The organism is Rhodococcus sp. FW305-130 (assembly GCF_058788335.1).
In genome coordinates, this window is the sequence record NZ_JBYTAP010000003.1 from 330,165 (window position 1) to 356,930 (window position 26,766).

Genomic DNA, 26,766 nt, shown 5'->3' on the forward strand with positions numbered 1-26,766 from the left:
TGTGCTCCTTTATTAACCGCCGGGGGTTAATAAAGGCCCACAGCAGGGGATCACATATGCGTGCCGCCGTCGATGCGGATTTCCGTTCCGGTGACAAACGAGCCGTCCTCGGAAGCGAGCATCGCGATCACACCGGCGACCGCGGACGGGGGCGCGAAACCCTCACCGATTGCCGGGGCCAGCTTGCCGAGCAGCGTGAAGTCGATGTCGGCCGGGAAGCCGGGATCGGACGTCATGCCCGACGCGATGCTGCCGGGTGCGACGGCCACGGCGCGAAGACCCTGCTTGCTGTACTCGAGAGCAAGTGCGTGCGTGAAGGATTGGATTCCACCCTTCGACGCCGCATATGCCGTCATGTACGGGTGGGCGAAGGTCGCCGAAGTGGAACTGAAGTTGACCACGACGCCTGCTCCACTTTCGAGCAGTGCCGGCAGGGACTCCCTCGTCATGAGGAACGTTCCGGTGAGGTTGACCCCGATGACGGTGTTCCAGAAATCGAGTGTCATCTCGTGGGTGTGCGCGGAGCGCAGAATGCCCGCCGCATTGACCAGCACGTCGAGCCCGCCCAGAGCCTTGATCGCAGCGCCGACCTGTTCGCGAACAGACTCTTCGCTGGAGATGTCGACCTTCACCGTGGTGAGGCGATCGGAGTGGCCGGCGTCTTTCGCGGCGTTCAGCGTCTGTTCGAGGCCGGTCTCGGAAATGTCGGCGGCGACGACGGTGCCTCCTTCTGCCAGGATGCGGGCAACGGTGGCCTGGCCGATTCCGGACCCTGCGCCGCTGATGAGGACGCGCTTGTCGTCGAATCGATTCACGAGAAAACTCCGGTCTGTGAGATGGACAGCTGTCTGGTGACCGATTCTGCGTGATCCAGCCGCATAAATCTGCGGTTCATTCCACTGACTGGGCAGCATCGGTGCTTGTTCGCCCGGGATTGCGAGCGAACAAGCACCGATGTGTCTTAGAGACCCGCGGCCTGAGCGAGGCTCGGCAGGTAGGTGCTCGGCTGTCCGAAGAGCTGAGCGCTGCCGTGTGCACGCTTGAAGTACAGCTGAGCGTCGTGCTCCCAGGTGATTGCGATTCCGCCGTGCAACTGAACTGCTTCGGAGGTGATCTGCTGCAAGGCTTCCGAGCAGTAGACCTTCGCCACTGCCGCGTCGTCCGCCGACTGCGTCGCCACGGCGGCGTACGTCATCGACCGCGCCGTCTCGACCAACGTGTACATGTCGGCCATCCGGTGCTTGAGGGCTTGGAAAGAACCGATCGCCCGACCGAACTGCTTGCGCGACTTGGTGTATTCCACGGTCTGTTCGACGATCGCTGCGGCCGCTCCGACCTGTTCAGCAGACAACGCGATCAGAACGACGGTTCGGATGCGATCGACCAGATCTTCGGACCACTCCAGTGGCCGACCACGAACACCGGAGAACGTGACCTCCGCCAGCGTTCGCGTCGGATCCATGGTGGGGACGCGTCGGCGGGAGACGCCCTCGGCCGCGGGATCCACTTCGTAGAAGCCGTCGGCCGTGAGAACGAGCAGGGTGTCCGCAATGTGTCCGTCGAGGACGTACGACGCCGTGCCGGTCAACGCATCCTCGGTTGCCTCGACGCCGAAGGTGCTCCAACCCGCAGCCCCTGCCCAGCACAGGGCGAGCGTGCTCTCGCCGGACGCGACACCGGGCAGCAGTCGTGAGCATGCGTCGTTGTCACCGGAAAGCAGCAGTGCCTGTGCGGCAAGAATCACCGAACCCAGCATCGGTGACGGGGCCAGCGTGCGGCCCAGTTCCTCCTGGACCACATGTACCTCGCCCAAACCTGCTCCGACGCCGTCGAACTCCTCCGGAATCGCCAGCGCGGCGACGCCGATCTGCTCGCACAGCTTGCTCCACAACGCGGCGTCGTAGCCGATCTCTGTGGTGATGGCAGCGCGGACGGCAGCGGAGTCGGAATGCTTGCTCAGGAGATCGCGTACCGACGCACGTAGTGCTGCCTGGTCTTCGGTGTCGATGCTCATGATGCAACCAGCGCTTCGACGACGCGCGCACGATGCTCGGACGGTGTGCCCCAGGCGGTGAGCAATGCTCGTACCTTGGTGAGCCACAGTGAGAGATCGTGTTCCATCGTGTAGCCGATGGCGCCGTGAACCTGGAGTCCGACGCGGGCGGCCTTGTAAGCAGCATCCCCGCACGCGACCTTGGCGGCAGAAATGTCACGCGAGGCGTCGGCCGACTGATCGCGAACCGACAGAGCGGCACCGTGGAGCAGGGGTCGAGCCATTTCGAGCGAAACGGCAACTTCTGCCAGGTGGTGCTTCATTGCCTGGAACTGTCCGATGACCTTGCCGAACTGCTTGCGCTGCTTCGCGTATTCGGTGGTGACCTCGAGCAGTGTCTGGCCGAGACCTTGCAACTGCGCGGCAGTGGCAAGAGCGCCCATGTCGAAGGCTGCGGAGAAGTCGGCGGAGCCCAGCGATTCGCCGGCGGAAACCTCGTAGAGCTTGCGGGAGAGATCCACCGATGCCTTGGCTTCGCCAGGGACGCCGAGTGAGACGGTGCCGTCCTGCGCGAGTAGAACCAGATCGACCGCATTGGCGTCGAGCGCGAACGGTGTGCGCGGGGGAGCGGCGACGGTTGCCAGCGAACCCTCGGCGAGAGCAGAGAGACGTTCCGGTGCAACGGAAGCCAGGAGCGTCGGTGCTACTGCGATGGTCTCGACGACCGGTCCGGGTACTGCGTGCCGACCGAGCTGTTCGAGTGCAACGACCAGGTCCACGGCGTCGGCGCCGAGTCCGTCGTGTTCTTCGGATATGACGAGGCCGTTGACGCCGGTCTCGGCAAGGCGCTGCCAGAGCTTCTTGCCCGGCTCGGTGTCACCGTCGTTCCACGAACGGATGACGGAGGGCATGTCGGACTTGGTCAGCAGTGCATCGATGCTTGCAGCGAAGTCCTGGTGGGAGGAGTCGAGCGCGAATCTCATCGGTCCGCCTTCGGTAGGCCGAGCAGACGCTCAGCGATGACGTTTTTCTGAATCTCGTTGGTGCCTGCGTAGATCGGGCCGGACAGGGAGAACAGGTATCCGTCCATCCAGTTGTCGGCCAGCTCGGCTTCAGGGCCCTGCAGTTCGAGAGCAGTCTCGTGAGTGGCGATATCCCACTCGGACCAGAAGACCTTGTTGATCGAGGACTCGGCGCCGAGTTGTCCACCGTCGGCGAGACGGGTGACGGTACCGAATGTGTTGAGCTGGTAGGCGCGAGCGCCGATCCAGGCGTCGGCAACCTGGTTACGCAGAGCGCTGTCGTCGGTTCGTCCGCTGGACTTGTACAGCTCGAGCAGTCGGTCGACGGTGGCGAGGAAGCGGCCGGGGCTGCGCAGCGAGAGACCACGCTCGTTGCTCGCGGTGCTCATCGCGACGCGCCAACCTTCGTTGACGTTGCCGATCACACCCGACTCACCAGGGTTGGCCGGGTCGTCCGGCACGAAGACGTCTTCGAGGAAGATCTCGGCGAAGCCGGGCTCGCCGTCGAGTTGATCGATCGGGCGAACGGTGACGCCCTTCGAGCGCAGGTCGAACATGAAATACGTGATGCCCTTGTGGCGCTGCGCATCCGGATCGGAGCGGAACAAGCCGAAGCCCCAGTCTGCGTAGCTTGCGCGTGAGCTCCACGTCTTCTGACCGTTGAGCAGCCAGCCCCCGTCGACCTTCTTCGCACTCGAACGCAGGCTAGCGAGGTCGGAACCGGATTCGGGCTCGGACCAGGCTTGGGCCCAGATGTCGTCGGCACGAGCCATGCGCGGCATGATCCGAGCCAACTGCTCGGCATTTGCATGCTCGAACAGTGTGGGAGCCAACAAGAAGATGCCGTTCTGGCTTACGCGCCCGGGCGCGCCCGAGCGGTAGTACTCCTCCTCGAAGATGACCCATTCGAGCAGGGACGCATCGCGTCCGCCGAGTTCCTTGGGCCAGGAGACGACGGCGTAGCCGGCGTCGGCGAGAGTGTGCTCCCACTGACGGTGCTCTTCGAAGCCTTCGGCGGTATCCATCGACTTCAGGGGAGTGGCGGGCACATTCGCCTCCAGGAACGAGCGAACCTCGTCACGGAATGCGGTTGTGGCGTCGTCGAATACGAGATCCACTAGTTTGTTCCTTCCTGCGGTGCGCGAGCACTGGCAGCCATGGCTTTGGCGTCGAGACCACCAAGCGAGTCTTTGCCGACCTCGGCGTTGTGAGCGTGAGCGAAGTGATGCAGACCGAAGACGGAGTCGATGCCGTTGCGCATCCCCATCTGATCCTCGCACTGGTTGACGGCCTTTTTGGTCAAAGCCAGTCCGAAGCGCGGCATCTCGGCGATACGCCCGGCGAGCTCGAACGTCTCCTTCTCGAGATCCTTGCGGGCGACGACGCGATTGACCATGCCGATTTCGTAGGCGCGTTGCGCGGTGAACCGATCGCCGGTGAAGAGCATTTCCTTCGCGAAACGTGAACCGACCATCCACGGGTGCGCGAAGTATTCGACGCCGGGGATGCCCATGCGGACAACGGGATCGGAGAAGAAGGCGTCGTCGGCTGCGACGATCATGTCGCAGACCCAGGCGAGCATGAGCCCACCGGCAATGCAGGCGCCTTGGACCATCGCGATGGTGGGCTTGGGGATCTCCCGCCAACGGCGGCACATGCCCAGGTAGACCTCCATTTCGCGGGCGAAACGCTGGTCACCGCCTGGCTTGTCGACGTGATCCCACCACATGGTGGCCTTGTTCTCGTACTCGACGTGATGGTCGCGTCCCGGAGTTCCCAGGTCGTGTCCGGCGCTGAAGTGAGGTCCGTTGCCTGCCAGGACGATCACCTTCACGTCGTCGTCCTCGACGGCGCGCTGGAATGCCGCGTCGAGGGCGTACGTGACCACCGAGTTCTGGGCGTTGCGGTAGTCGGGTCGATTCAAGGTCACGACGGCGACCGAGTCACGAACCTCGTAGGTCACGACGTCGGCTTCGAAGGGAACGGTCATGATTGTTCCTCGCGCAGAACCGTTTTGAGGACCTTGCCCGAAGGGTTACGGGGCAGGTGATCTACGAAGCGCACCTCGCGGGGCACCTTGAAGCCTGCGATCTTCTCCTTGAGGAAAGCGATCACCGACTCTTCGGTGAGGCCGGCACCGTCGAGCTGGGCGATGTAGACGCGGCCCACCTCTCCCATCCGGTGATCGGGGATGCCGATGGCAGCAGACTCGTGGACGCCGGGCAGGCGAGCCAACATGCCCTCGATCTCGGCGGGGTAGACGTTGAATCCGCCGCTGACGTACATGTCTTTCAGGCGGTCGGTGATGTCGAGATAGCCACGCTCGTCGAGGGTTCCGACGTCTCCGGTGTGCAACCAGCCGTCGGCGTCGATTGCCTTGGCGGTGGATTCGGGGTCGTCGAGGTATCCGAGCATGACGTTCGGTCCACGAAGCAGGATCTCACCCTGGTCGCCGATCTTGACCTCGAAATCGGCTGTCGCGCGGCCGGAACTGGTGGAGACGGTGACCGGGTCGTCGTCGGTGCGGCACATGGTCGCGACCACTGCCTCGGTCAGACCGTATGCCGTGAGGACGGCGTCGAAAAGCTCTGCCTGCATGCGCTCGACGAGAGCAACCGGCACGGGTGCTGCGCCGGTGATCGCGATGCGGAGCGAGGACAGGTCGTATTCGCTGCGGCGGGGGTGATCGAGAATGGTCTGGTAGATCGTCGGGGCACCGGGCAGGATGCTGATCTTTTCGCTGTTGACCAGCGCGAGGGTGTCGTCGATGTTGAAGACGGATACCGGCACGATCGTCGCGCCGTTCAGCAGGCAGACCAGGATTCCGGCCTTGTACCCGAAGGTGTGGAAGAACGGGCTGATGATGAGGAAGTTGTCGTCGGCGGTGACCTCGGCGCATTCACCCCACGACTTGGCGACAGCGATGGACTGACGATGCGCGGTGATCGCACCCTTGCTGCGTCCTGTGGTGCCGGAGGTGAAGAGGATGTCGCTGACGTCGTCTGGCTGCACCTTCGCAGCACGCGCATCGGCTTCGGTGCGGGCGGCGTCGGTGGCGAGCGCGAGGAAGTCCTCGAACTCGATGACGCCGTCACGGTCGTCGTCCCCGTCGATCGGTACCTGGATGACGGTCGGGATCGACAGGTCCGGGTTGGCGTCGAGCAACTGCTGATAGCGATCGGCCTTGAGGAACGTGCCGACGACCACCAAGGCCGCGGCGTCGACGCGCTCGATGATGTCGAGAGCTTCGGTGCCGGTGTATCGAGTGTTGATCGGGATGATGGCCGCGCCGGCATATTGAGCGCCGAGCAGGGCGATCACCCAGTGGTACGTGTTGGGCGACCAGATGACGACGCGATCGCCTGCCTTCACCCCACGGTTGATCAGCGCGCCGGCGAAATCGCGGACACGTTGATGTAGCTGTGCGAAGGTCAGTCGGGTGTCGCCATCGGCGATAGCCGCGCGCTCACCGAACTCCTCGGCGGCCCGGATGAGGGCTGATGGGATGGTTCTCGGTTGTTCGGTCACTGGACTCCTACCTGACACGCTACCTAGCAAGTGCTTGGTAGGTTATCTTACATATGTGGACCAGAGCGAGAGCCCGGACGGGCAGATGACGGACGACGAGTTTGCGGCCACGGTCGCGCAGTGGTTGGCCGAGAACTTGACGGGAAAATTTGCCCAGCTCAAGGGTAAGGGCGGCCCCGGCAGTGAGCACGAGTTCTTCGAGCAACGCCTCGAGTGGGACAAGCACCTCGCAGCCGCAGGGTGGACGTGCCTCGGGTGGCCGAAGGAGTTCGGCGGGCGGGGAGCAAGCATCTCTCAGCAGGTCATCTTCCATCAGGAGTACGCGAAGGCCGGTGCGCCCGCTCGCGTCAGCCACATCGGTGAAGAGCTGCTCGGCCCGACGCTGATCGCGTACGGAACCGACGAGCAGAAGCGCCGATTCCTTCCTGGCATCAACACGGTCAGCGAACTGTGGTCGCAGGGCTACTCCGAGCCCGGCGCCGGTTCAGACCTCGCGAACGTCTCCACGACCGCACGCCTCGAAGACGGCAAGTGGATCATCAACGGCCAGAAGGTGTGGACCTCACTGGCTCACGTCGCGCAGTGGTGCTTCGTGGTCTGCCGCACCGAGGTGGGCTCCAAGCGTCATCAGGGCTTGAGCTTCCTGCTGGTCCCGTTGGATCAGCCTGGTGTGACAGTTCGGCCCATCCAGCAGCTCACCGGTACGTCGGAGTTCAACGAGGTCTTCTTCGACGACGCCGTCACCGACGCCGATCTGGTGGTGGGGGAACCTGGCGAGGGCTGGAAGATCGCGATGGGGCTGCTCACCTTCGAGCGCGGGGTATCGACGCTCGGACAGCAGATCGGATTCGCTCGCGAGCTCCAGGGCGTCGTCGACCTGGCGAAGGCCAATGGCAGTGACCAGGATCCGCACATTCGCGAGAAGATCGCTCGTGCCTGGGTCGGACTGCGTGTGATGCGCGCCCACGCGATGCGTACTCTCGACGCGGTCGACGCCGGAACCGGTGGCGGCGAAGCGTCCGTCGCAAAACTGTTGTGGGCCAACTGGCATCGTGACCTGGGACAGCTGGCGATGGACGTGCAGGGTGCGTCGTCGTTGGTTGCACCGTGGGCGGATTCCGAAGGCAATGCCTCGGACATCACCGATCCCGAGCATCTCGAACTCGACGAGTGGCAGCGCCTCTTCCTCTTCACCCGCGCCGACACGATTTACGGCGGCTCCAACGAAATTCAGCGCAACATCATTTCCGAGCGCGTGCTCGGTCTTCCCCGAGAGGCTCGTTAATGTCTGACACCAAAGCCGCGTCCCCGCTTTCCGTTGCGCCCGAGGAAACCCCGGGCCACGGACTGCTCGCGGGCAAGAAGGCGATCATCACCGCCGCAGCCGGAACCGGCATCGGCTTCTCTACCGCGCGCCGGGTGCTTCTCGAGGGCGGCGACGTTCTCGTCTCCGACTTCCACGAGCGTCGGCTCGGCGAGACGGTGGAGAAGCTGAAGGCCGAGTTTCCCGGCCAGCAGGTCGAGTCCATCATCTGCGACGTCTCCAGCACCGAGCAGGTCGACGCGTTGTTCGTCGGCGCGGCCGAGAAGTTGGGACGCATCGACATCGTCGTCAACAACGCGGGCCTGGGCGGCGAGACACCCGTCGTCGACATGACGGACGATCAGTGGGATCGCGTTCTCGACATCACCCTCAACAGCACCTTCCGTTCGACGCGTGCCGCGCTGCGGTACTTCAAGAGCGTTCCCCACGGCGGTGTTCTGGTGAACAACGCGTCCGTTCTCGGTTGGCGGGCGCAGCATTCCCAGGCTCACTACGCCGCAGCCAAGGCGGGCGTCATGGCACTGACTCGGTGCAGCGCTATCGAAGCCGCGGAGTACGGGGTCCGTATCAACGCGGTCTCGCCCTCCATCGCGCGTCACGCGTTTTTGGCGAAGGTCACCAGTGAGGAACTGCTCGACCAGTTGGCTTCCGGCGAGGCCTACGGCCGCGCCGCGGAGGTCTGGGAGATCGCAACGGTCATCGCGATGCTCGCCAGCGATTACTCCACCTACATGACCGGCGAGATCGTCTCCGTTTCTTCGCAGAGGGCCTAGCGTCCCCGTGCGCGGTTAAGGAGTCCCCGGACTCGCTGACCGCGCACAGGGGAAGGCCCTGGATAGGATTGAATACATGACGCCACCTCGAAATTCCGACGAATCAAACGGCAAGTCCGGGCGCCGCGACGAGCTGCTCGAGATCGCGGCGGGGCTGTTCGCCGATCGCGGAGTGCGCGCGACGACCGTCCGCGACATCGCCGACGCCGCCGGGATACTGTCCGGCAGCTTGTATCACCATTTCGATTCCAAAGAGTCGATGGTCGACGAGATCCTGCACCAGTTCCTCGACGAACTCTTCGGAAAATACCGCGAGATCGTCGCGGCGGGGTTGGACAGTCGCGCGACGCTCGAAGCGCTGGTGGTGACCTCCTACGAGGCCATCGACGCCTCACATTCGGCTGTGGCGATCTACCAGGACGAGGTCAAGCACCTCGTCGGGAACGAGCGCTTCGCTTACCTGGCCGAGCGCAACACCGAATTCCGGGACCTGTGGGTCGGCGTCCTCGAAGCCGGCGTCGCGGACGGGACCTTCCGTTCCGACATCGACGTCGAGTTGGTCTTCCGATTCATGCGAGACACCGTGTGGGTCGCGGTTCGCTGGTACCGCCCGGGTGGATCCCTCTCGGCTCACGCCGTCGCGGCTCAATATCTCGCGATCGTGCTCGACGGGCTCTCCGATCCGGCTACAACTTCAGAAGCTATTGCTGAATCAACTTCAAGAACTATTGCTGCACAACGAAACTAGGAGCTAACGCTATGTCCGAGGTTTACATCGTCGACGCCATTCGCACACCGATCGGCAAGAGGGGTGGCGCGCTGTCCGGCGTGCACCCCATCGATCTCGGTGCGCACGTCGTCAAGGCACTGGTCGAGCGCACCGGTATCGACCCCAGTGACGTCGACGACGTGATCTTCGGTTGCGTCGACGCCATCGGCGGCCAGGCCGGCAACATCGCCCGTATGTCCTGGCTCGCAGCGGGATTCCCGGAGCACGTTCCCGGGGTGACCGTTGACCGTCAGTGTGGTTCGAGCCAGCAGGCAGTGCACTTCGGCGCTCAGGCAATCCTGTCGGGCACCGCGGATCTGATCGTTGCCGGCGGCGTTCAGAACATGAGCCAGATTCCGATCTCGGCAGCGATGATCGTCGGTCAGCAGTACGGATTCGACACGCCGACTTCGGGTTCGGTCGGTTGGACCGAGCGTTACGGTGACCAGGAAGTCTCGCAGTTCAAGGGCGCCGAAATGATCGCCGAGAAGTGGGACATCAGCCGCGAAGAGCTCGAGAAGTGGGCCCTGCAGAGCCATGAGCGCGCCAAGGCTGCAATCGCCGCGGGTCGCTTCGACAACGAGATCGTCGCCATGGGTGACGCGACCGTCGACGAAGGACCCCGCGAGACCAGCCTCGAAAAGATGGCGACGCTCAAGGTTCTCGTCGAAGACGGCCGCATGACCGCAGCGGTGGCCAGCCAGATCTCCGACGGTGCGAGTGCGCTGCTGCTGGCGTCGGCGGAAGCGGTGGAGAAGTACAACCTCAAGCCCCGCGCCCGGATTCATCACCTCAGCGCCCGCGGCGACGACCCGATCTTCATGCTCAGTGCGCCGATCCCGGCCACGAAGCATGCTCTCGCGAAGGCCGGTCTGAGCATCGAGGACATCGACATCGTCGAGATCAACGAAGCTTTTGCCCCGGTCGTCCTGGCCTGGATCAAGGAAATCGGCGCAGATCCGGCCAAGGTCAACGTCAACGGCGGCGCGATCGCACTCGGTCACCCGCTCGGCGCCACCGGCACCAAGCTGATGGCGACCCTGCTCAACGAACTCGAGCGCACCGGCGGTCGTTACGGCCTGCTGACCATCTGTGAAGGTGGCGGCACCGCAAACGCGACGATTATCGAGCGGCTCTGACGCCTTTTTGCCCCCCTTTATTAACCGCCGGCGGTGAAGAAAGGCCCACAGCAGTTAGTTGTTCGGCGCATCCGCAACCTTGATGTCGAAGTTCGCACTTTCACCGTCAACGCTGGTCACGGTAGCTGTGACGTCGTATTCGGTGCCCTGCTCGGTCAGGATGCACGTGATCGATGCGCCGACTTCTGCGTCGAGGTTCTCCGGACACGTCACGTCGTCAGGTGGCTCGCCGATCTTCTCGGCGAGTTGAGTGGAGATCTGACTTGCGACTTCGGACTTGTCCACTTGCGGCGTCCCGACGCTTGCCGAGCACGCTCCCGTGGCCAATGCCGCCGAGAGCAAGACGATTCCAACTGCAGGCCTCTTTGTCATGTGAACTCCCAGGGTTCGCCGGTGCTCGCTGCTGCCACCCCAGGGATTACCGCATTCGGGACTGTTCAACCGACTTACTCGACGCGGTTTGCCGAGCTCAGCGTCGGCGGACCGTCAAGTTGAAGCCTTCGGGCATCAGGGTGAGCCGTTCGGCCACCTTCAACTCGTAGTCCGGATCGGCTTCGATCGTGTATTTCTGCAAGATGGTGCCCAACACGAGGACCGCTTCGTGAATGGCGAATTGTCTTCCGATGCAGGCGCGTTCACCTGTTCCGAACGGCTTGTACACGTGCGCCGGCCTGGCCTTGATGTTGGCAGGCAGGAAGCGATCCGGATCGAAAGCCTCGGGATCGTTGCCCCACACGGGATCGCGATGAAGTGACGGGATGAGCACGAGCATCCAATCGCCCTTCTTCATCGGATACTTGCCGACGAGCGTGGTGTCTTCGAGCGCCGCACGGCCGTAGGCGGGAGCGGTCGGCCACAGACGCAATGATTCGTCGAGGACGCGTCGTACGTATCGAAGTTTCGCGATCTTCTCGAAGGCGGGCTCCTCGCCCTCCCAGACCTTGTCGACCTCGGCTTGCGCCTTGGCCAGCACGTCAGGGTTTCGTGACAGGTAGTACAGCGCGAACGATAATGCGCCGGAGGTGGTTTCGTGTCCCGCGACGAGGAAGGTCACGACCTGATGGCGGATGTTCAATTCGTCGATACGGTTGGGATCGTTTTCGCGTGCCGCCCGCAGCATCAGTTCGAGAAGATCTTCCGGCCCCGGTTCGGTACTTGTCCGCCGGGCACGGATCACCTCGTCCACAACCTCGGCCATGTACGCCTTGCGGACCTCGTCACGTTGATCGGCGCGACGTGCGAGGACTCGTCCCAGGGCAGTCGACTTCAAGAACGTCGTGCGTTGTGAATGGGAGAGAGCGCCGACCATCGCCTTGACGAACGGGTGCTGCTCGTCCCGCTCGAAAGAGTCGAACGAGTAGCTGAATCCAGTGCGTCCGATGGTCTCCAACGTCAGCTTGGTCATGTCTGCGGAGATGTCGACGGGGGAGTCGCTGTCACGACTGTCCCAATGGTCGACCAGCTCGCCGGCCACATCGAGCATGGTGCGGTGGTACGAGCGCATCGCAGTCTGGCTGAACGCCGGGGCCAGAAGATTGTGCGCCTTGCCCCAGTTGGGTTCGTGGTTGTACGCAGTGAACAGTCCGTCGCCGCCGATTCCGCGGAGTGCTTTGACTCCAGGCGCAAGGTGCTTCGCGAACCGGGACTCGTCGGACAGTTCTGCCACCATGTCCGCGCCCGAGGCGAAGACGAAGCGATTTCCCAGGACATTTCTCTCGAAGATCGGGCCGAGTTCGCGCCCGATGCTCACGGAGTTCTGCAGCGGCGTCCGGATATTGATCCCGAGGACGTCCCCGAGGACTGGCAGGCGCCATGCCGGATGCGGGATCCGAGCATCGGTCGTCGCCTCTGGAGTGGTGTCGACGCTCATGGTGTGTCCCCCGGGTGAGATCGCTTACTGAATTGGTGTCTAGTACGCAAAGTACGCCTTACTGAATCGGTGTCAAGTAGTAATCTGACTTGTCTATGGTCGCACCACGAAAACGCCTGGACCGAGAGCAGCGGCGCACGCAGTTGCTCGACATCGGCGCGCAACTTTTTGCCGATCGTTCGTACGAGGACGTCTGGATCGAAGAGGTCGCCGAGATTGCGGGCGTCTCGCGCGGGTTGATGTACCACTACTTTCCAACCAAGCGAGACTTCTTCGCCGCAATCGTCGAGCGCGAATCGCAGCACCTGCTCGAGGTGACCGCACCGGACGCGACGCTACCGGTGCGCGAACAGGTGGCGGCCGGGTTGGACGCCTACTTCGCGTACGTGAAGTCGCACAGCAGGGGAGTACGCGCCATCAACGTGGGGACGCTCTCCGCCGAGGCCGGTATCCGAGCGATCGTCGAACGCGAACTCGAACAGCAGCAGATTCGAATCCTCGACGCACTGGAATTCGAGGGTGAAAGAAGACAGATCGCTGCCGTCGCAGTTCGGGGATGGATCGCATTCGTCCGGGCTGTCTGCCTCGACTGGCTCGATCAACCTTCCATACCGCAGGAAGAGTTGAGAGTGATTTGTCTGCGGACCCTCTCCGGAGCGTTGGGCATCGACCTCGAAACGTGAAATGCCGACCGCGTGGGAGCGGCCGGCATTTCCACGGACAAGTCTGATCAGTCGAGCGTCGAATAGAGATCGTCCCAGCCCTTGGCTACGTACATGGTGGTGTAGATGGATCCGTAGTACGTACTGCCGCGCAGAACGGTGACGTTCCCGGCCTGCACAGCCGGAAGTCGTTGCCACAACTTGTTGTCCGAGAGCTGATCGAAGGTGGTGTCGCTGCTGTCGGTGACGGATACCATGAACGCGTCGCAATCGCGAAGGCGATCCATCTCCTCGATGCTCAGTCGCCCCTGATTGTCGAAACCGGTTGTGTTCAATGTTCTTCCACCGATGTCAGCGAGCGTCATGTCGGTGGGTTGGCGATTCTTCTTACCGGTTTCCTCCGACACGGGCAGGCTGTCGATGTAGATCGTGGCCTTGTCCGGACTGTAGGACAAACTCGCGACGGTCTTTCCCGCGATCGCCGAAGCGTGTCGAGAGCGGATGTCGGTGATCAGAGCGTCATAGTCGGTGATCAGGCGATCCATGGTGGGGGTTCGGCCCAACCAATCGGAGAGTCGGGTGAGATTTTCTCGCCACGTCTGCTTCGATTCGGTCGTCAGGACAGGAGCGATGGTTTGGAGTTTTGCAGCGGGCCAGTACTCGTTGTCGGCGTTGACGCAGATGATGAGATCGGGTGCGAGTCCGAGGATCTGCTCCAGATTGGGCTTGTCGCTGAGGTATTCGGCCGAGCCGTCGACGGGAACCCACTCGGTGGCGGGCGAGATGTTGTATCCGAAGACCGGTAGTTCCAGGGCAATGGCGAGCTCGAGGTCGGTGCGGGCGTCGACGGCCAAGACCCGCTTGGGGTTGGTCGGTATGTCGTAAGTTCCCAACGGTGTGGTGACGGTGCGCATTTGAGTGTCGTCAGATGTACCCGAACCGTCACTGGAACTGCAGGACGACAGAATTGTTGCTACTGCTGCCATCCCGGCTCCGATGCCGAATTGGCGACGGGTCAGTGCGTCGACTAGCTCTTGCCAGGTGCGTTCGTCCAGCACGGTAGGTGTGGTGGTCAGCATTTTTCGATACCCTTCGGTCTGAGTCCGTATCGATCGTAGGGTCGGCGATACCAGATCACCTATATCGAAAACCGCCTGATATTAGTCGATTTCGGCCATTGTCCGTGACTTGCGGGTGATCGTTGCGCCGAAGGCGGCGGCGAGCGGGAACATGAGAACGCCGTACACCGCAGCCGGCACTGCCAATTGCACGTTGCCGAGGAGGCTGACGGCGATGGTGATCGCCAACGTGCTGTTGTGGATGCCGATTTCCATGGAACTGGCGATTGCCTGACGATCCTCGATGCCGAATATCCGGGGAACGACGTAACCGATCGAGAGGCTCAGTAGGCAGAACAAGGCAGCGACGACGCCGATGTCGACGAGATAGTCCGCGATGTTCTCGCGCTCGGAAACAACCGTTCCGACGATCACCAGTGCCAGAACCACCGCGGATCCGATGCGGACGGGCTTGTCCATCCGCTCGGCAAAGGCGCTCGAGCGCAACCGAACCCACATTCCGAGGGCGACAGGAATCAATACGACGGCAAAGACCTGAAGCACCTTCGTGAACTGAAGCCCGAGGGTGCCGTCCGCGTCCTCGGGTTCGAAGTAACCCAACGCGAAGTTGGTGATCAGGGGGAGAGTGACCACCGCTATCACCGAATTGACCGCAGTCAGTGTCACATTGAGAGCAACATCGCCGCGGAACAGATGGCTGAACAGGTTTGCCGTCGTGCCGCCCGGTGATGCGGCGAGGAGCATCATGCCGACCGCGAGCAGTGGGTCGAGGTCGAACAACGTGACCAATCCGAAGGCCGCGGCCGGGAGCAACAACAACTGACAGATCAGGGCGATCGAAACGGCCTTCGGCGCTTTTGCCACGCGGGCGAAATCTCCGACCGTCAGGGAAAGCCCGAGGCCGAACATGATGATGGCGAGTGCGGCGGGTAGGCCGACGGAGGTGAGTGCAGAGTCCATGAGTTAGTGGCTACTTCCAGTCACTGGGGAATTTCACTGAAACTACCGTGATGCCCGGATCTGCGTGGCAGTTTGGATACATTGGTGTATCGAACCGTGACGGCGTCGGTGAGCAGGGTTATCGTCGAATTATGTGCCGAAACATCACTGAACTTCGTGGACTCGAGCCCGCTGCTACGCCCGAGGAGATCGAGGCCGCCTCTCGCCAATACGTACGTAAGGTGAGTGGAATAGCCAAGGTGTCCGACGCGAACCGAGACGCCTTCGAACAGGCGGTGCGTGAGGTGACCGAAACGACGACGCGCCTGCTCAGCGCATTGCCGCCTCGCAGACAGCCACCTCAGACCGTCCCGCCGTTGCGTCGTCCGGAAGTACAGGCGCGGATCGCTGCTCGTTCGTCCTGACCCGAGTGGATCTCACAGATATCGACGTATGGGACGTCGAACCGTTGGATCAGCTGTCAGCTGGGCTGGAGGGCGTTCTGGTCGCTGATCGTGTCCGCGACATCCGGCGACGGCTGGATACGCTGCGCAAAGAGGCCGTCGCCGACGACTTGCATATTCGTCAGGACGGAACCGTTTCTGCCGTTGCGCCCATCGCCGACGGTCACCCGCTCCACGTGCATGCCCAGTTGCTCGAGGTCGCGGTGCGAGAACTGATCGGTGAGGCACTGCTGGTCAGCGCGGATCTTCATCATGCGTTGTCTCTGCGGTCTCAGGTCGGCACCGACCTCCGTGACAAAGCTGTGCGTGTGGGGGAGGAGTGGCTAGCGTTCAGCCCCGATCGGCAGCGTCAGATGTTGCGTCATGCACCCGGCCTGATCGCCAACCTCGACGGAATTCCTTCTGCGGTTCGTAGTCCGGCCAATCTCGATCGAATTCAATCGGAACGAGCACGGCTGCAAGATGATTCAGTCCGAATCTCGCAAGAACTCCACCGTGAGTTCTTCGGCGGCAGGCTGAGTAACACAGGGGCGGGCCAGTGGTACGCCGAACGCAAACTCGAGGATCTGGACGCGCTCGACGAGTTGTTTCGCGCCGAACCTTGTCGACGGTTACTGCTCATGGACATGCGCTCGGGTGAACGCGGCTTCGCGGCAATCGCGATCGGTGATCCGGACACAGCGGATCACATCTCCGTGACGATTCCCGGATTGAACACCAACGTCAAGGACTCGATGCGCGGAATGGTCGGCGAGGCAACACGATTACGAGCCGAGGCGATGCGCCAACTCGAGCTGGCCGGCCGAAAGGAGAGCGTGGCCACCATCGCCTGGATCGGATACGACGCGCCACAGGTGATCGGGCCGGGAAAGTTCGACATCGGTCGGGCCAGCTTCGACGTAAGTCGATCGTCCAAGGCAGGCATAGCCGCCGACGCATTGGGTAGCTTCTTTCACGGTCTTCGTGCTGCGTCGGTCAACGACGGAGTCCATATCACCGCGTTGGGTCACTCCTACGGATCGCTCGCGACTTCTCTTGCGCTGCAACGCGGGGCAAGCGCAGCGGTCGACGACGTGGTGTTCTACGGTTCACCCGGCGTGCGGGCCAAGGTGGAGTCGGACCTCGGTATCGCCGACCGCCACGTCTACGTCATGAAAGCGGAAGGCGACAGTATCGCGGGGTTCGGCCGTTTCGGTGGCGATCCGACACGCACCGAGTTCCACCGATTGTCCACGGCCGAGGGGATCACCCTGGACGGTGTCAAGCACGAGCGGGCTTTCGGTCATGCGGAGTACGCGAGAACCGGGGACAACGGAGAACTGCGGATGTCGGGTTACAACCTCGCGGTTGTGGTTGCCGGACTGCCGGAGTTGGCCGTTGTGGCCTGACCTGCTGACTTACAGTGGCACTCATGCGTCTGAGGCATTCGGCCAGGGGGTTGGTCGTTGACGACCAGTCTCGTCTTCTGCTCTACCGATACATCGCACCCGGGGGCGGGCTGACGGTCTGGTGTCCTCCGGGCGGAGGCTTGGAAGGAGACGAAACCCCGCCCGAGGCGCTCGCGCGCGAATTGGACGAGGAGATCGGCTTGCGTGACTGCGGCGCCGCCACCCATGTGTGGCATGAGGAGATCCATGATCCGACGATATTGCCGGGTTGGGACGGTGCGATCAACGACTACTTCCTCGTGCCGGTGGCGGCCGCATTCGAGCCCTGTGGGTCGTTGGGGCGCGAAGCGCTGGCCGCCGAGCTGGTCGAGCACTTCGAGTGGTGGAGCGTTGACCGCCTTCTGTCACACAATGGTCGAGAAGTGTTCGGGCCACGCGATTTACCCGACCGGTTTGTACGCCTGGTCAAGGATGGGCCGTCGGGTGCGCCGGATCGATTTGTTCGGTCGCCGTGAGGGATGCGAGGTAGTGATTGAAATCGAACATTTCGGCATCGAAACACGGCTACGCTGGGGTTATGGAGCACTACGTGCGCAAGGAGCCCATCCCGTACGCGTCTACGGCTGCGCCGGTCAGTTCTCGCAACCGGTTCAGAAGGATGCTCCAAAGGTTGTCGATAATTCTTCGCGGGATGATGGGGGATCGGAAGGCGAGTCGATATACCTCGCTCGCACCGCGTCATCCCGACGGATCACGCACCGCTGTAACATCTTTCAACAGTAGTGGTGGTGGGAAATAGGTATCGGTGTACAACACTGCCCGGCGGCCGTCGAATTCTCGACGAACACCGGGCAGTGACGCACTACTTGGGCTGGGGTCAGCGGAGGTACTGTCCGCAAACCGGCCACGCGCCGGCACCTTGACCGGCAAGGACGTTTTCCGCGACGCGGACCTGTTCTGCCTGGCTGGCGTTGGCGGCACTGCCGGCTCCGCCGTAGGCTTCCCACGTGCTCTGGCTGAACTGGAGCCCGCCGTAGTAGCCGTTTCCGGTGTTCGCGGCCCAGTTGCCCGAAGATTCGCATTCTGCGACACCCGACCAGTCGTGGGTGGCTGCGGACGCGGTGCCGGCGCTCAGTCCGAGGGCTCCGGCTGCGAGGGCTCCGGCTGCGGCGACAGAGGCAAGGGCACGGGTAACGGTGGTCTTGGTCATTTTTGGTAAATCCTCTCGAGTCCCGCCGACGGAGGACGGTGACCGTCTCAGCTCCGCTCCCACCACTAGGAATGTTGTCGAGTCCGAACCGCGGGGTGGGACGGGCGGTGGCGATTCGGTAATGCCCGGTTGATCGGGCTGTCACCAACCATAAGAGATGATTACGGATTGGTCACGGGTCGGCGTGTCGACGCATGTTTGTGCAACAGAAATGCATCAAAGAGTGTTTTCCCAGGTCGCGTGGCGATATGCCACCTCGCTCGGCGTTACATAATCGAGATAAAGTGTGATGCAAGTCACTGGAAAAGCGTCTTGATGGCGTCGGTATGTGGCGCTCGATCGGCCGGTTTTGTCGATTTTCCGGCCCCAGTTCTGGTCACACAGGAGGCTGTGTCGAACCGCGATTTGTTGTCGACCGACCGCCCCGATTTACCTGTGGGGCAGCAGAATTGAAAACGAATTACGCGCTGCTGGCTCAGACGAGATTCTTGCTCGCCTTGATCCGACGACGGATGTCGCGCATCTGAATGGTGTTGCCGGCCTGACGAACGGAGCGTGGAATGAACCTGTTGACGAACGACACGAAAATGAAGAGGTGTTCGAACCGGCGGCGGTCGTCTTCGGTCCACTCGAGGTCGAGTTGGTCGCGGTAGATCGGTGGAAGGAATCCGACCGTCAGGAACCGCAACAAGTTTCGGAACACCAAGCGTATCGGCCAAGCGATCATCTGTAGATTGACCAGGTCGATCAGATACTGCTTGGTGCGTTCGTCGATGACGACGCGTTCGCAACCGAGGTTCCAGTAGCGCTCGAAATCTGCGCGTGTGGCCGGCCACATCTCTTCGGTGACCTGCAGTGTCGTTCCCAAAGTTGATGCGGACTGATAGAACGACTCCGCCTGTTCTTCCGACATCTTGCCGTGCAACAACTGATGACTGTCTTCGAAACCGATGAACAGGCAAGCAGCAACCCATAATTGGAGTTCGCGATTGAAGGCGTTGTACTTGACCGGGCTGTTCGCATCCGACTTCACATGTCGGTGTACCGAATTCACAGCCTCGCGGTAGGCCTTTCGCTCTTCCTCGTTGCCCAGGATCGCGACCGTCAGGTACTGCGTTGTGGTTCGTGCGCGCTTCCACGGATGCGCTGTCAGAGCACCAGATTCGACCTTGCTCTCCATGACGCCGTACGCCACCTCGGGCCAACCGAGTTGCAGGATGACGTTGGCAGCGGCTCCGGCGAACGACCAGAAATCGAGTGCGTCGGTGATGTGTGCGGGTTTACGTGCCCACCGCCTACGCTCCGCCGTGATGGTGATGCGTGTCTGATCGGTCCGAAGAGACGACTCGGACTTTTCCGAATCCAGGTAGTGAGTGGGCATGGATCTTCCTCCGCGCGTGGTGAGTTACTTGGTCTCGACGTTGCTCACGAGCCACCGGTCGTCCGAGCGGACCAGGGACACGACCATGCGGTACTTCTGTGTGTTTCCCTCTGGCGCTGCGACATTCTTCGCTTGTTGGTCGACGAACACGAGCACCTTGGCCGACGAATTGTCCAGCGATTCGATGCCGACGTCTGTCGCCGTTGCGCTCGCCTGGCCTTGCCCCCCGGCGACGACTTCGCGCAGTGAATCGACCATCGTTCGGTAGGTGCCGGCAAACTCGTCGGTCGACATCGAGGCGATGCTGTCTCTGTTGGCATCGAGGTTCTGATAGTCGAAGGAGGACATGATGGTCGAGTAATCCCGCGCGGTGTCCAAAGCCTCCTGCCGCAGCGTGTCTTCCTGATTCGCCGAGTACATCTGGAATCCGAGCACCACCAATGCTGCGACCAGCGCTACCGCTATGAGTGAGATCAGTGCGTTGCGTGGCTCCTTGAGGCGGCGAAGTAGCGACGGAGAAGTCGGATGTTCGGCCACCTCGGCTTCAGCCTCGTCGAGTAGTGCGTTGTCACCGTGTGCCATTTCCCAGTCCTTCCAACATCAATCTCCAGTAGTTCAGGGCTTCGACTCCGGTCGGGACGAGAATCGGATCTGCGACGATGGGCGGTCCGATCGGCGTACCGGGGACCGTCGAGTTCTGCAATCCGAGGTCGTTCGGGCGGGGAGCATTCTGTGCTCCGCGTTGGACGAGGTCGTCGGCGGGGGGACAGTACATCGCCAGACTTGGACTGGTGGGCGACAGATCGCCGACCTCACGCCGAGGGGTGTCGTAGTTACAGACCGGCCCCTGTGTGGCAACCAATGCAAAGTCGGCGCGATCGCCTTTGACGATGGATGCCAGTTTGGCGAGACCTTCAGGAATCGTGACAAGTCCGGTTTCGAGGGCGTCTGTGCGGTCGGAGATGATCGGTGCGACAGTGACGAGATTGGCCAGGACCGCTCCGAAAGTGTTGTGGTACTTGTCGAACAACTGTTGAGCGCTGTTCAGGGCGGCGGGCGAATGATCGGTGAGGTAGATCAGTACCGGAGCGTTGGATTCGAGTTGTTCGGTGAAGTTCTTGGCAGCTGCCATTCCTCGGACGAACGAATCCGATTGTGTCGCCATGGAGTCCACCAACGTGGAGGTTCGCGACAGCAGCGCGGCGAGTTCGGCCGACTGGTCGTTCAACTGCGCGGACATGGTCCCACCGTTGTCGATCATCGTCGCCAAGCTCGGGCCGAGCCCGTTGAACGAATTTCCCAGTTCGGTCCCGATGTCGCTGATCGCTTGCGGATCAATCCCTTCCAGGACACCGGACGCCTGAAGCATCAACTGGCTCATCTGGACCGGTTGCTGATCCGCGGGCATGGCGATTTCGTCGCCGTCCCGAAGATACGGGCCGTGGTCTGTGTTGGGATAGATGTCGACATTCTGAATTCCGGCTGCGGTCCCCATCGTCACCTTGGCGACGCTGTCGGTAGGTATCTCGGTGTTGTCGTTGAGTGAGAGTTCCACCCGAGCCGAGCGGGTGCCTGCGTCGAGTTCGACTTCACTCACTTTCCCCACCTGTACGCCGCGATACGTGACGACCGTGCCCTTGGTCAGCCCGAAGGCGTCGGACATGTTGGCGTGCAGCCGGATTTGGCCACCGAAACCCTGAGGGCCGACCACGTAGACGATTCCGAAAGGGATTACCACAGCAGCGATCAGAGCGAACAGGACAAGTTGAACAAGCGCAAGGCGACTCAACGCAGACCTCCCTGAAGTAGATCGGTGAGAGTTCCCGCCGGTGCGATCGATTGACCGGCCATCCCGCCGCTCCAGAGCTTGTCGATCGTTCCCGGAATATCCAGGGCGCCGTCGAAAACGAGGTAGTCACCTTGGACTGCACTGGTGAAGTTCTCGAGCAATCCGTTCATATTCGCCAGTGTCTGACCGATCTCTGAGTTGAACGAATCCAGAGTCCCGACAACGGTCGACGCATCGTGCAGCATCGCGTCGAGGCCGTCGGGTGACGAGTCGAGGATGGTGTTTGCGTTGGTGGCGAGCTGAACGGTCGAGTTCAACAGGCTTGCAATCTGATCCTTCTGTCCCACGAGAATCGACACCACCTGTGGAACGGAATCGAGGTAGTTGTCGACAACTACGCGTTGGCCGGCCAGTTGGGAGGAGACCCGGGCAGCGAGGTCGACGGCCTCGTCGAACTCGCTGCGGTGACTGCTTGCCTCTGCCATGAGCGAGGTCAGGGTGTCGGTCAGGGAACGAACTTCACCGGAGCGCCCGGAAAACGCGGTGTTCAGCTCGCGCACCACGGTATCGAGTTGATCGATGCCGCTTCCGGTCAGAACCGTACCGAGCGTGGCAAGCGCACTTTCGACTTGCGGACCGATCTCGGTGCGAGACTCCGGAATTGTGTCGCCGTCGCTGAGCATCGAGCCGGACGGAACCTCCGGCACCAATAGTCTGATGAACGGGTTGCCCAGTGCGGACGGGAGTTCGACGGATGCTTTGACGTTGTCCGGCAACGGCGTCGCGGCGTCCAGACTCAGCGTCACATCGGCTCCGACGACGTCGGCGGACAGCGCGGATACTCGGCCGATGACTTTCTGGCCGCTGCGGACGTCTGCCCCCAACACCAGGCCGTCGGCGCCGGCCAGCTGCAGCGCCACGTTGTACGCATCACCGTCGGCCGAACGACCCAGGGGTAGGTCTTGAATGCCTGCGCTACAGCCGCCGAAGGCGAACACGGCCACAGAACCCACGCCGATGATCACGATACCGGCGACTATTCGAACCGATTGCCGCGTCAATTGCCACCACCGGGGACGGCTCCGCCGGAAATCGCGGAGGCGATTCCGAGCGGATCAGAAGTGCTGAGGGGGAAGGAAATCGGATTCGTGAACCCGGCTCCGGTACAGATCGGCAACTTGTAGGTGTCGCACAGCGGTTTCGCAACCGCGAACTGAGTCAATGCAGTCGAGACGTTGAGCCGAATGCGCCCGCGCTGATCAGGACCGATTGTCTGGGAGAGGTTCTGCATCATCAACGGCACCAGGTCCATGAACTCAGCGAGGCCGGGTTCTTTGGCAGCCAGAGTGTCACCGAGAACTCGCACGTTGTCGGCTATGGCACCGACATCATCGCCGTGAGTTGTCATGAAACTGTTCAACTGGTCGAAGACCACCTGCAGATCCTGCAGAGGCTGTGAGATGTCCATGTTCTGGTTCGCCCACTGATCGCCCAATGTGCCGAGGTCACCGACAAGTTCGTCGAGGCTGACCTGCCGTGCGTCCAGAGCATTCATCAAGGTGTTGAGATTGTCGACAAGGGCACCGATGTCTTCCGACCGAGCGCCGACAACTCCGGTTGCCGTGCTGAGGTTGCGAATTGCGGTGTTGAATTGATCGCCCTGGCCCTGCCATCCGGCAGCGCCGCGGCTCACGAGATCGCCGAGATTGCCCCCATCCCCGGCAAATGCGTCGGCCAAAGTGCTGACGCTTCCCATCAAGCCGTCGAAATCTATGGGGGAGTGGGCACGTTCGATCGGAATCTGGTCGCCGTCTTTCAGCGTCTCTCCGCTGGTGTAAGCCGGGCCGAGTTCGATGTGGCGATCGCTGATCACCGATGGATTGAGGACATAGGCCGAGGCGTCGGCGGGCAGGTCCACGGAGTTGGGCATCGACATCGCTACTCGAACAGAAGTTCCGCGAGGTTCCACCGACGTGACCGTCCCGACGCCGACTCCGAGGACGGTGACCTTGCTTCCCTCGTAGATTCCGCCGACGTAGCTGAAATCGGCGTAGACGGTCTTGGACTGATCCGTTCGTCCGAAGATGTACCAACCGGGGAGTGCAATCGCCAGGGTCACGACCAGCATGGCCGTGACGGCTTTTCGTGTATTCACTTGCAGCCCTCCATGATGCCGAGCGCGCAGAGCAGATTGTCCGGGATCACGGCGGCCGGCGCGTTGACGTCGGTCCAATTGCCGGTGCCGGCGGAATCGGTGACCGAACGCAGCGCGGAAGGAAGACGAGTCAACAGCAGGTCGATCTGATCTGCATTGTTCTTCAGCGTGGTGGTGACCTCGACGAGGTTGTCGGTCATGGCTCCGAACTCGTCCTGACGATCGACGAAAGTGGTGGAGAGCTTCGAGATGATGATTGTCAGGTTGTCGACCAGCTGAGTCAGTGCGTCCTTGCGCATCGCAAGAGTACGAACGATCGTCTGAGCATTGGCCGCAGTACCGACTATCGAATCGGTTTGTGCCGCAGCCATGTCCGACAGCTCGCGGGACATGATGAGAATCTGGTCGATCTGTTCACTGTTCTGCGCGAAAGCCGCCGAGGCGCCGCTGATTCCGGCCAGAGCCCGGCCCACCTGATCGGAATCAGTTGGAATCACCTGCGAAAGGGTGTTCATCATGGACTCCATCGCCTGTAGGTCGATGCCGGTGGCCGCAGTGGTGGCATCACTGCTGACGTCGTCGAGGCTGTACGGCACGGTTGTGCGGGAGAGCGGGATGACCCGTGCATCGGACTCGTCGACCACTCCGGCCGGCACGATCTCCAGGTAGCGCTTGCCAAGGACCGTCTTGAGCCTGACAGTCGCCGTGCTCTGGTTTCCCAAAGGCTGGTCCTTGTCCAAGCGGAAGTTGACGACGACGTGGTCGCCGGCAAGGTCGATCGAATCCACTCGGCCCGCGGGAACCCCGGCCACGTAAACCGGATCGGTGTCGGAAAGCCCGCTGGCATTGGCCAACTCCGCTGTGTATGCCGACGTGCGTACGTTGTACCAGAGCTTCGGAATGCCCAAGGCGGCGCCGAGTCCCACCACCAGAACGAAGATTCCGAGACTACCCAGGGCGAGAGCGGTGCCGCTACCGCTGCGACGGCGATCCCCTTTGAACAGGAAGAGCATGATGCCGACGAACACGTCGATCAGCTTGACCAGGAACATCATGAGCACACCGGCGAATGTGTCGGACCGAAGATGTTGGCTTCCATGTCGCCTGCCTTCAGAGTGAAATTGCACAGATACAGGCTGATGAAACTTCCGTAACTTCCGATCCGGTTGGCGGCGTCGGCGAACTGGGGAAGGTTGGCGAGAAGTCTGTTGAACTCGTCGGTGCTCGCAACCCAACTCCCGGTGACACTTTCGAGTTGTTGCACGGTCTGACCGAATGCGCCGTTCGACCCGGCCATGATCTGAGCCAACGACGAGACAGTTCGGTTTCCCTGATCCAAGAGCGAGACCAGTTGATCGTTCTGCCCGACGACGGAAGTACTCAGATCGTTCAAACCGTCCAGCAGACCGACCAATTCGGGTTGACGTTCGTCGACGGAGGTGAGAAGAGTGTTCATGTTCGTGAGTAGTTGTGCGAAGACGTCCTGACGGTCGACAAGGCCGGAGCTCATGGTCGCGATCTGGTCGAGGAGGGTGGTCATCGCCTGGCCCTGGCCGTTGAAGGTTTCGACAAAACTTCGCGTGAGCGTGTTCACCTGCTCGGGCTGCAGCGCGGCGAACAACGGTTTGAACCCGTTCATCAGTGCCGTCAAGTTGATCGGCGGTGTTGTCTGCGCCAGCGGTATCGTGTCACCTGGTTCGAGCTGTCGTGCGGATACCGTTGTCGCGCTGTCGTCCTGCGTCAGTGCCAGATATCGAGCACCGAGCATGTCGCCGTAGCGCACGGCGGCACGGACATCCGACTCGAGGGAATATTGCGACTCGATTTCGACGTCGACGATCGCCTTGCTCGTGCCGCCGCCGTTGTCGGCAAACGCAACTGAGTCCACGCGGCCGATACGCACACCGGACATCGTGACCGGGTTACCCGGGTTGAGGCCTTCGACATCGGTGAACTCGAACGAATACGAATCGGTGCTTCCGCGAACCGGGACCGACAACGTGTTCGCCACGAACGACGCACAAGCGACGCCGGTGAGACAGAAGAGTGACAACCGAATTACCTGGCCAGGACGGACCTTCACGGGACGGTCACCTCATTGCCTCTGACCATCGGCCCCAACATCAGTGTTGTTGCCGTATTTGGGGTGTCCGAGCGTTCCGGCGATCCGCCCAGTAGCTGATCTTCGAGGTAGCGCAGCGTGGCCGCTTCGGCTTCGCCGCCCACGACCGGGGCACTGACGGGTTGTGCAGGCGTCAGGTTGGAGCCTGAACACTGCGCGCCGCGCGAGTCCCCGTACTGCGGGCAGTCATCGCCCGTGTATGGGAGCGGTTCGGCGAACGTGGCAACTGCTGTGATGTCGAACTTACCGGTGGCGAAGACCCGCGCGCCCGCGGCGCCGAACGTACTGGCATTGGCGAGGGTGGAACGCAGTCCTCCGGGATTGGCCGCGGTGGTTGCGAGTATCTTTCCGGCGGAATCGATCACAGTGATGATGTTTCGGTTGTTCTCCACGACAAAATCGTCGACGGTAGCGGCGAAGACTGCGGCCGCGCCGATCGAGGACTCGAGATTCGCTCTGTTGGCGACCATGTTGTTCGAGACGGTTGTGGCGGCTGCCAAGGTATCGAGAATGTCGGGGGTCGCGCGGTCCAACGCGTCGACGACCGACTTGAATTCGGGTGTCGATTCGAGGAATTGGTGTGCGGCGGGTGTCAGTACGCCGGACGCGGCACTGAGATTGTCTATCGTGGTACCGATCTCGGCTCCGTTTCCGTCGAGTGCCTGGCCCAGCGCAGTCAGGGCTGTCTGCAGCTTCTCGGGCTGCATGGCGGTGAGGACGCCCACCAACTTGGTGTACACGTCGTAGAGCGCAACGGCTTCGGGACCGTCGTCCATGTGGATCTCGTCTCCGTCCGACAGAGTCGTCTGGCCCTGCTCATTCGGACTGTCCACGAGCTGCATGTAGATGTCGCCGAAGAACGTTCGCGGAACGACGCGGGCCACCACGTCGGCGGGAATCTTCGACGCGTCATCGGTCTGAATCTGCAACTGCACAACGGATTCGGCCGTGCCTGATTCGATTTCGCCGATTCGGCCGACGTTGACGCCGTGGTACCGCACCGGAGCTTCACCGCTGATGAGACCGGCTGTGGCTGGAACAGCGACGAAGATGTCGGTGCTCTGCTCGAGGTTTCCAGAACCGCGTAAAACCATTGTCACAGCGGCGGCGACGGCTACCACTATGGCGATTGCGCCGCGAAGGGCGTACACGATCTTTG

Annotated in this window: 26 protein-coding genes and 1 pseudogene; 8 read left to right on the plus strand and 19 right to left on the minus strand. The window is 61.9% G+C overall.

What is annotated here, in order from left to right; all coding sequences use genetic code 11:
- Nucleotides 1-50: 50 nt before the first annotated feature.
- The 6 genes from AC3WQS_RS11565 to AC3WQS_RS11590 form a co-directional block, all read right to left on the minus strand.
- Nucleotides 51-815: an SDR family NAD(P)-dependent oxidoreductase gene (locus AC3WQS_RS11565; protein WP_003945543.1), complete on the minus strand. Its 765-nt coding sequence runs from the start codon at nt 813-815 to the stop codon at nt 51-53.
- A 146-nt stretch (nt 816-961) separates the two neighbouring features.
- Nucleotides 962-2,014, minus strand: coding sequence for an acyl-CoA dehydrogenase family protein (locus tag AC3WQS_RS11570; protein WP_492712737.1), 1,053 nt, complete (start codon nt 2,012-2,014; stop codon nt 962-964).
- Entirely contained in the window at nt 2,011-2,976 is a 966-nt protein-coding gene (locus AC3WQS_RS11575) for an acyl-CoA dehydrogenase family protein (RefSeq protein ID WP_020906274.1), read from the minus strand. The genes AC3WQS_RS11570 and AC3WQS_RS11575 overlap by 4 nt, the downstream gene beginning before the upstream one ends.
- Entirely contained in the window at nt 2,973-4,133 is a 1,161-nt protein-coding gene (locus AC3WQS_RS11580; RefSeq protein WP_007734181.1) for an acyl-CoA dehydrogenase family protein, read from the minus strand. Before AC3WQS_RS11580 ends, AC3WQS_RS11575 begins: the two co-directional genes overlap by 4 nt.
- On the minus strand, nt 4,133-5,005 hold the full coding sequence (locus tag AC3WQS_RS11585; protein ID WP_019746945.1) for an enoyl-CoA hydratase: 873 nt from the start codon (nt 5,003-5,005) through the stop codon (nt 4,133-4,135). The genes AC3WQS_RS11580 and AC3WQS_RS11585 overlap by 1 nt, the downstream gene beginning before the upstream one ends.
- Entirely contained in the window at nt 5,002-6,543 is a 1,542-nt protein-coding gene (locus tag AC3WQS_RS11590; protein WP_019746946.1) for a FadD3 family acyl-CoA ligase, read from the minus strand. The genes AC3WQS_RS11585 and AC3WQS_RS11590 overlap by 4 nt, the downstream gene beginning before the upstream one ends.
- Nucleotides 6,544-6,598: 55 nt before the next feature.
- On the opposite strand from AC3WQS_RS11590, the gene AC3WQS_RS11595 reads away from it, so the two are divergent.
- The 4 genes from AC3WQS_RS11595 to AC3WQS_RS11610 all read left to right on the plus strand — a co-directional run bounded on the left by AC3WQS_RS11595 (nt 6,599) and on the right by AC3WQS_RS11610 (nt 10,548).
- The gene (locus AC3WQS_RS11595) at nt 6,599-7,828 is read left to right on the plus strand and encodes an acyl-CoA dehydrogenase family protein (protein WP_019746947.1); all 1,230 of its coding nucleotides are present in this window, start codon (nt 6,599-6,601) and stop codon (nt 7,826-7,828) included.
- Nucleotides 7,828-8,640 (plus strand): SDR family oxidoreductase, encoded by an 813-nt coding sequence (locus AC3WQS_RS11600; protein WP_003945582.1) that lies wholly within the window; start codon nt 7,828-7,830, stop codon nt 8,638-8,640. The genes AC3WQS_RS11595 and AC3WQS_RS11600 overlap by 1 nt, the downstream gene beginning before the upstream one ends.
- 76 nt (nt 8,641-8,716) lie before the next feature.
- Nucleotides 8,717-9,388 carry a TetR/AcrR family transcriptional regulator gene (locus AC3WQS_RS11605; RefSeq protein WP_020968472.1) on the plus strand — a complete coding sequence of 224 codons (672 nt, stop codon included), beginning with the start codon at nt 8,717-8,719 and terminating at the stop codon, nt 9,386-9,388.
- Nucleotides 9,389-9,399: 11 nt separating this feature from the next.
- On the plus strand, nt 9,400-10,548 hold the full coding sequence (locus AC3WQS_RS11610; protein WP_003945727.1) for an acetyl-CoA C-acetyltransferase: 1,149 nt from the start codon (nt 9,400-9,402) through the stop codon (nt 10,546-10,548).
- A 54-nt stretch (nt 10,549-10,602) separates the two neighbouring features.
- Here AC3WQS_RS11610 and AC3WQS_RS11615 read toward each other — a convergent pair whose 3' ends face one another.
- Nucleotides 10,603-10,920, minus strand: coding sequence for a DUF4333 domain-containing protein (locus tag AC3WQS_RS11615; protein ID WP_073512010.1), 318 nt, complete (start codon nt 10,918-10,920; stop codon nt 10,603-10,605).
- Between the two features lie 97 nt (nt 10,921-11,017).
- Nucleotides 11,018-12,418 (minus strand): cytochrome P450, encoded by a 1,401-nt coding sequence (locus AC3WQS_RS11620; protein WP_020968473.1) that lies wholly within the window; start codon nt 12,416-12,418, stop codon nt 11,018-11,020.
- Between the two features lie 95 nt (nt 12,419-12,513).
- On the opposite strand from AC3WQS_RS11620, the gene AC3WQS_RS11625 reads away from it, so the two are divergent.
- The gene (locus AC3WQS_RS11625) at nt 12,514-13,101 is read left to right on the plus strand and encodes a TetR/AcrR family transcriptional regulator (RefSeq protein WP_020906279.1); all 588 of its coding nucleotides are present in this window, start codon (nt 12,514-12,516) and stop codon (nt 13,099-13,101) included.
- 47 nt (nt 13,102-13,148) lie between these two features.
- Here AC3WQS_RS11625 and AC3WQS_RS11630 read toward each other — a convergent pair whose 3' ends face one another.
- Nucleotides 13,149-14,159, minus strand: a complete 1,011-nt coding sequence (locus tag AC3WQS_RS11630) for an ABC transporter substrate-binding protein (RefSeq protein WP_492712738.1) — start codon at nt 14,157-14,159, stop codon at nt 13,149-13,151.
- Nucleotides 14,160-14,240: 81 nt separating this feature from the next.
- Nucleotides 14,241-15,119, minus strand: coding sequence for a bile acid:sodium symporter family protein (locus tag AC3WQS_RS11635; RefSeq protein WP_029254492.1), 879 nt, complete (start codon nt 15,117-15,119; stop codon nt 14,241-14,243).
- Nucleotides 15,120-15,250: 131 nt separating this feature from the next.
- Between AC3WQS_RS11635 and AC3WQS_RS11640 the strand changes: the two genes are divergently transcribed.
- From AC3WQS_RS11640 to AC3WQS_RS11650, 3 genes are read left to right on the plus strand one after another with little or no spacing between them, the layout of a single operon-like run.
- Complete coding sequence (locus AC3WQS_RS11640; protein WP_003945457.1) at nt 15,251-15,523, plus strand: DUF2277 domain-containing protein; 273 nt, start codon at nt 15,251-15,253, stop codon at nt 15,521-15,523.
- Nucleotides 15,524-15,528: 5 nt separating this feature from the next.
- Nucleotides 15,529-16,950 (plus strand): alpha/beta hydrolase, encoded by a 1,422-nt coding sequence (locus tag AC3WQS_RS11645; protein ID WP_492712739.1) that lies wholly within the window; start codon nt 15,529-15,531, stop codon nt 16,948-16,950.
- 23 nt (nt 16,951-16,973) lie between these two features.
- The gene (locus tag AC3WQS_RS11650) at nt 16,974-17,465 is read left to right on the plus strand and encodes an NUDIX domain-containing protein (protein WP_080712662.1); all 492 of its coding nucleotides are present in this window, start codon (nt 16,974-16,976) and stop codon (nt 17,463-17,465) included.
- A 368-nt stretch (nt 17,466-17,833) separates the two neighbouring features.
- Here AC3WQS_RS11650 and AC3WQS_RS11655 read toward each other — a convergent pair.
- From AC3WQS_RS11655 to AC3WQS_RS11695, 9 genes and pseudogenes are all read right to left on the minus strand, one after another.
- Nucleotides 17,834-18,160 (minus strand): annotated as a pseudogene (locus AC3WQS_RS11655) (transglycosylase family protein); the annotation flags it as partial.
- A 475-nt stretch (nt 18,161-18,635) separates the two neighbouring features.
- A complete protein-coding gene (locus tag AC3WQS_RS11660; RefSeq protein WP_020968478.1) occupies nt 18,636-19,541 on the minus strand; it encodes an oxygenase MpaB family protein in 906 nt (301 codons plus the stop codon).
- A gap of 24 nt (nt 19,542-19,565) precedes the next feature.
- Nucleotides 19,566-20,123, minus strand: a complete 558-nt coding sequence (locus AC3WQS_RS11665) for an Rv1363c family protein (protein ID WP_492712740.1) — start codon at nt 20,121-20,123, stop codon at nt 19,566-19,568.
- Entirely contained in the window at nt 20,110-21,330 is a 1,221-nt protein-coding gene (locus AC3WQS_RS11670; RefSeq protein ID WP_019746958.1) for an MlaD family protein, read from the minus strand. The genes AC3WQS_RS11665 and AC3WQS_RS11670 overlap by 14 nt, the downstream gene beginning before the upstream one ends.
- Nucleotides 21,327-22,391 (minus strand): MCE family protein, encoded by a 1,065-nt coding sequence (locus tag AC3WQS_RS11675; protein WP_492741469.1) that lies wholly within the window; start codon nt 22,389-22,391, stop codon nt 21,327-21,329. The genes AC3WQS_RS11670 and AC3WQS_RS11675 overlap by 4 nt, the downstream gene beginning before the upstream one ends.
- On the minus strand, nt 22,388-23,485 hold the full coding sequence (locus tag AC3WQS_RS11680; RefSeq protein ID WP_492712742.1) for an MCE family protein: 1,098 nt from the start codon (nt 23,483-23,485) through the stop codon (nt 22,388-22,390). The genes AC3WQS_RS11675 and AC3WQS_RS11680 overlap by 4 nt, the downstream gene beginning before the upstream one ends.
- Nucleotides 23,482-24,537, minus strand: a complete 1,056-nt coding sequence (locus AC3WQS_RS11685) for an MCE family protein (RefSeq protein WP_492712748.1) — start codon at nt 24,535-24,537, stop codon at nt 23,482-23,484. Before AC3WQS_RS11685 ends, AC3WQS_RS11680 begins: the two co-directional genes overlap by 4 nt.
- On the minus strand, nt 24,537-25,568 hold the full coding sequence (locus AC3WQS_RS11690; RefSeq protein WP_462374476.1) for an MCE family protein: 1,032 nt from the start codon (nt 25,566-25,568) through the stop codon (nt 24,537-24,539). Before AC3WQS_RS11690 ends, AC3WQS_RS11685 begins: the two co-directional genes overlap by 1 nt.
- Entirely contained in the window at nt 25,565-26,758 is a 1,194-nt protein-coding gene (locus tag AC3WQS_RS11695; protein WP_317831365.1) for an MCE family protein, read from the minus strand. Before AC3WQS_RS11695 ends, AC3WQS_RS11690 begins: the two co-directional genes overlap by 4 nt.
- Between the last annotated feature and the right edge of the window lie 8 nt (nt 26,759-26,766).

Coding starts and splice junctions, on each gene's coding strand:
- AC3WQS_RS11570 (WP_492712737.1), bottom strand. CDS start 2,014: ATGAGCATCGACACCGAAGACCAGGCAGCACTACGTGCGTCGGTACGC.
- AC3WQS_RS11575 (WP_020906274.1), bottom strand. CDS start 2,976: ATGAGATTCGCGCTCGACTCCTCCCACCAGGACTTCGCTGCAAGCATC.
- AC3WQS_RS11585 (WP_019746945.1), bottom strand. CDS start 5,005: ATGACCGTTCCCTTCGAAGCCGACGTCGTGACCTACGAGGTTCGTGAC.
- AC3WQS_RS11600 (WP_003945582.1), top strand. CDS start 7,828: ATGTCTGACACCAAAGCCGCGTCCCCGCTTTCCGTTGCGCCCGAGGAA.
- AC3WQS_RS11605 (WP_020968472.1), top strand. CDS start 8,717: ATGACGCCACCTCGAAATTCCGACGAATCAAACGGCAAGTCCGGGCGC.
- AC3WQS_RS11610 (WP_003945727.1), top strand. CDS start 9,400: ATGTCCGAGGTTTACATCGTCGACGCCATTCGCACACCGATCGGCAAG.
- AC3WQS_RS11615 (WP_073512010.1), bottom strand. CDS start 10,920: ATGACAAAGAGGCCTGCAGTTGGAATCGTCTTGCTCTCGGCGGCATTG.
- AC3WQS_RS11620 (WP_020968473.1), bottom strand. CDS start 12,418: ATGAGCGTCGACACCACTCCAGAGGCGACGACCGATGCTCGGATCCCG.
- AC3WQS_RS11625 (WP_020906279.1), top strand. CDS start 12,514: ATGGTCGCACCACGAAAACGCCTGGACCGAGAGCAGCGGCGCACGCAG.
- AC3WQS_RS11630 (WP_492712738.1), bottom strand. CDS start 14,159: ATGCTGACCACCACACCTACCGTGCTGGACGAACGCACCTGGCAAGAG.
- AC3WQS_RS11635 (WP_029254492.1), bottom strand. CDS start 15,119: ATGGACTCTGCACTCACCTCCGTCGGCCTACCCGCCGCACTCGCCATC.
- AC3WQS_RS11640 (WP_003945457.1), top strand. CDS start 15,251: ATGTGCCGAAACATCACTGAACTTCGTGGACTCGAGCCCGCTGCTACG.
- AC3WQS_RS11650 (WP_080712662.1), top strand. CDS start 16,974: ATGCGTCTGAGGCATTCGGCCAGGGGGTTGGTCGTTGACGACCAGTCT.
- AC3WQS_RS11660 (WP_020968478.1), bottom strand. CDS start 19,541: ATGCCCACTCACTACCTGGATTCGGAAAAGTCCGAGTCGTCTCTTCGG.
- AC3WQS_RS11665 (WP_492712740.1), bottom strand. CDS start 20,123: ATGGCACACGGTGACAACGCACTACTCGACGAGGCTGAAGCCGAGGTG.
- AC3WQS_RS11685 (WP_492712748.1), bottom strand. CDS start 24,537: ATGTTCCTGGTCAAGCTGATCGACGTGTTCGTCGGCATCATGCTCTTC.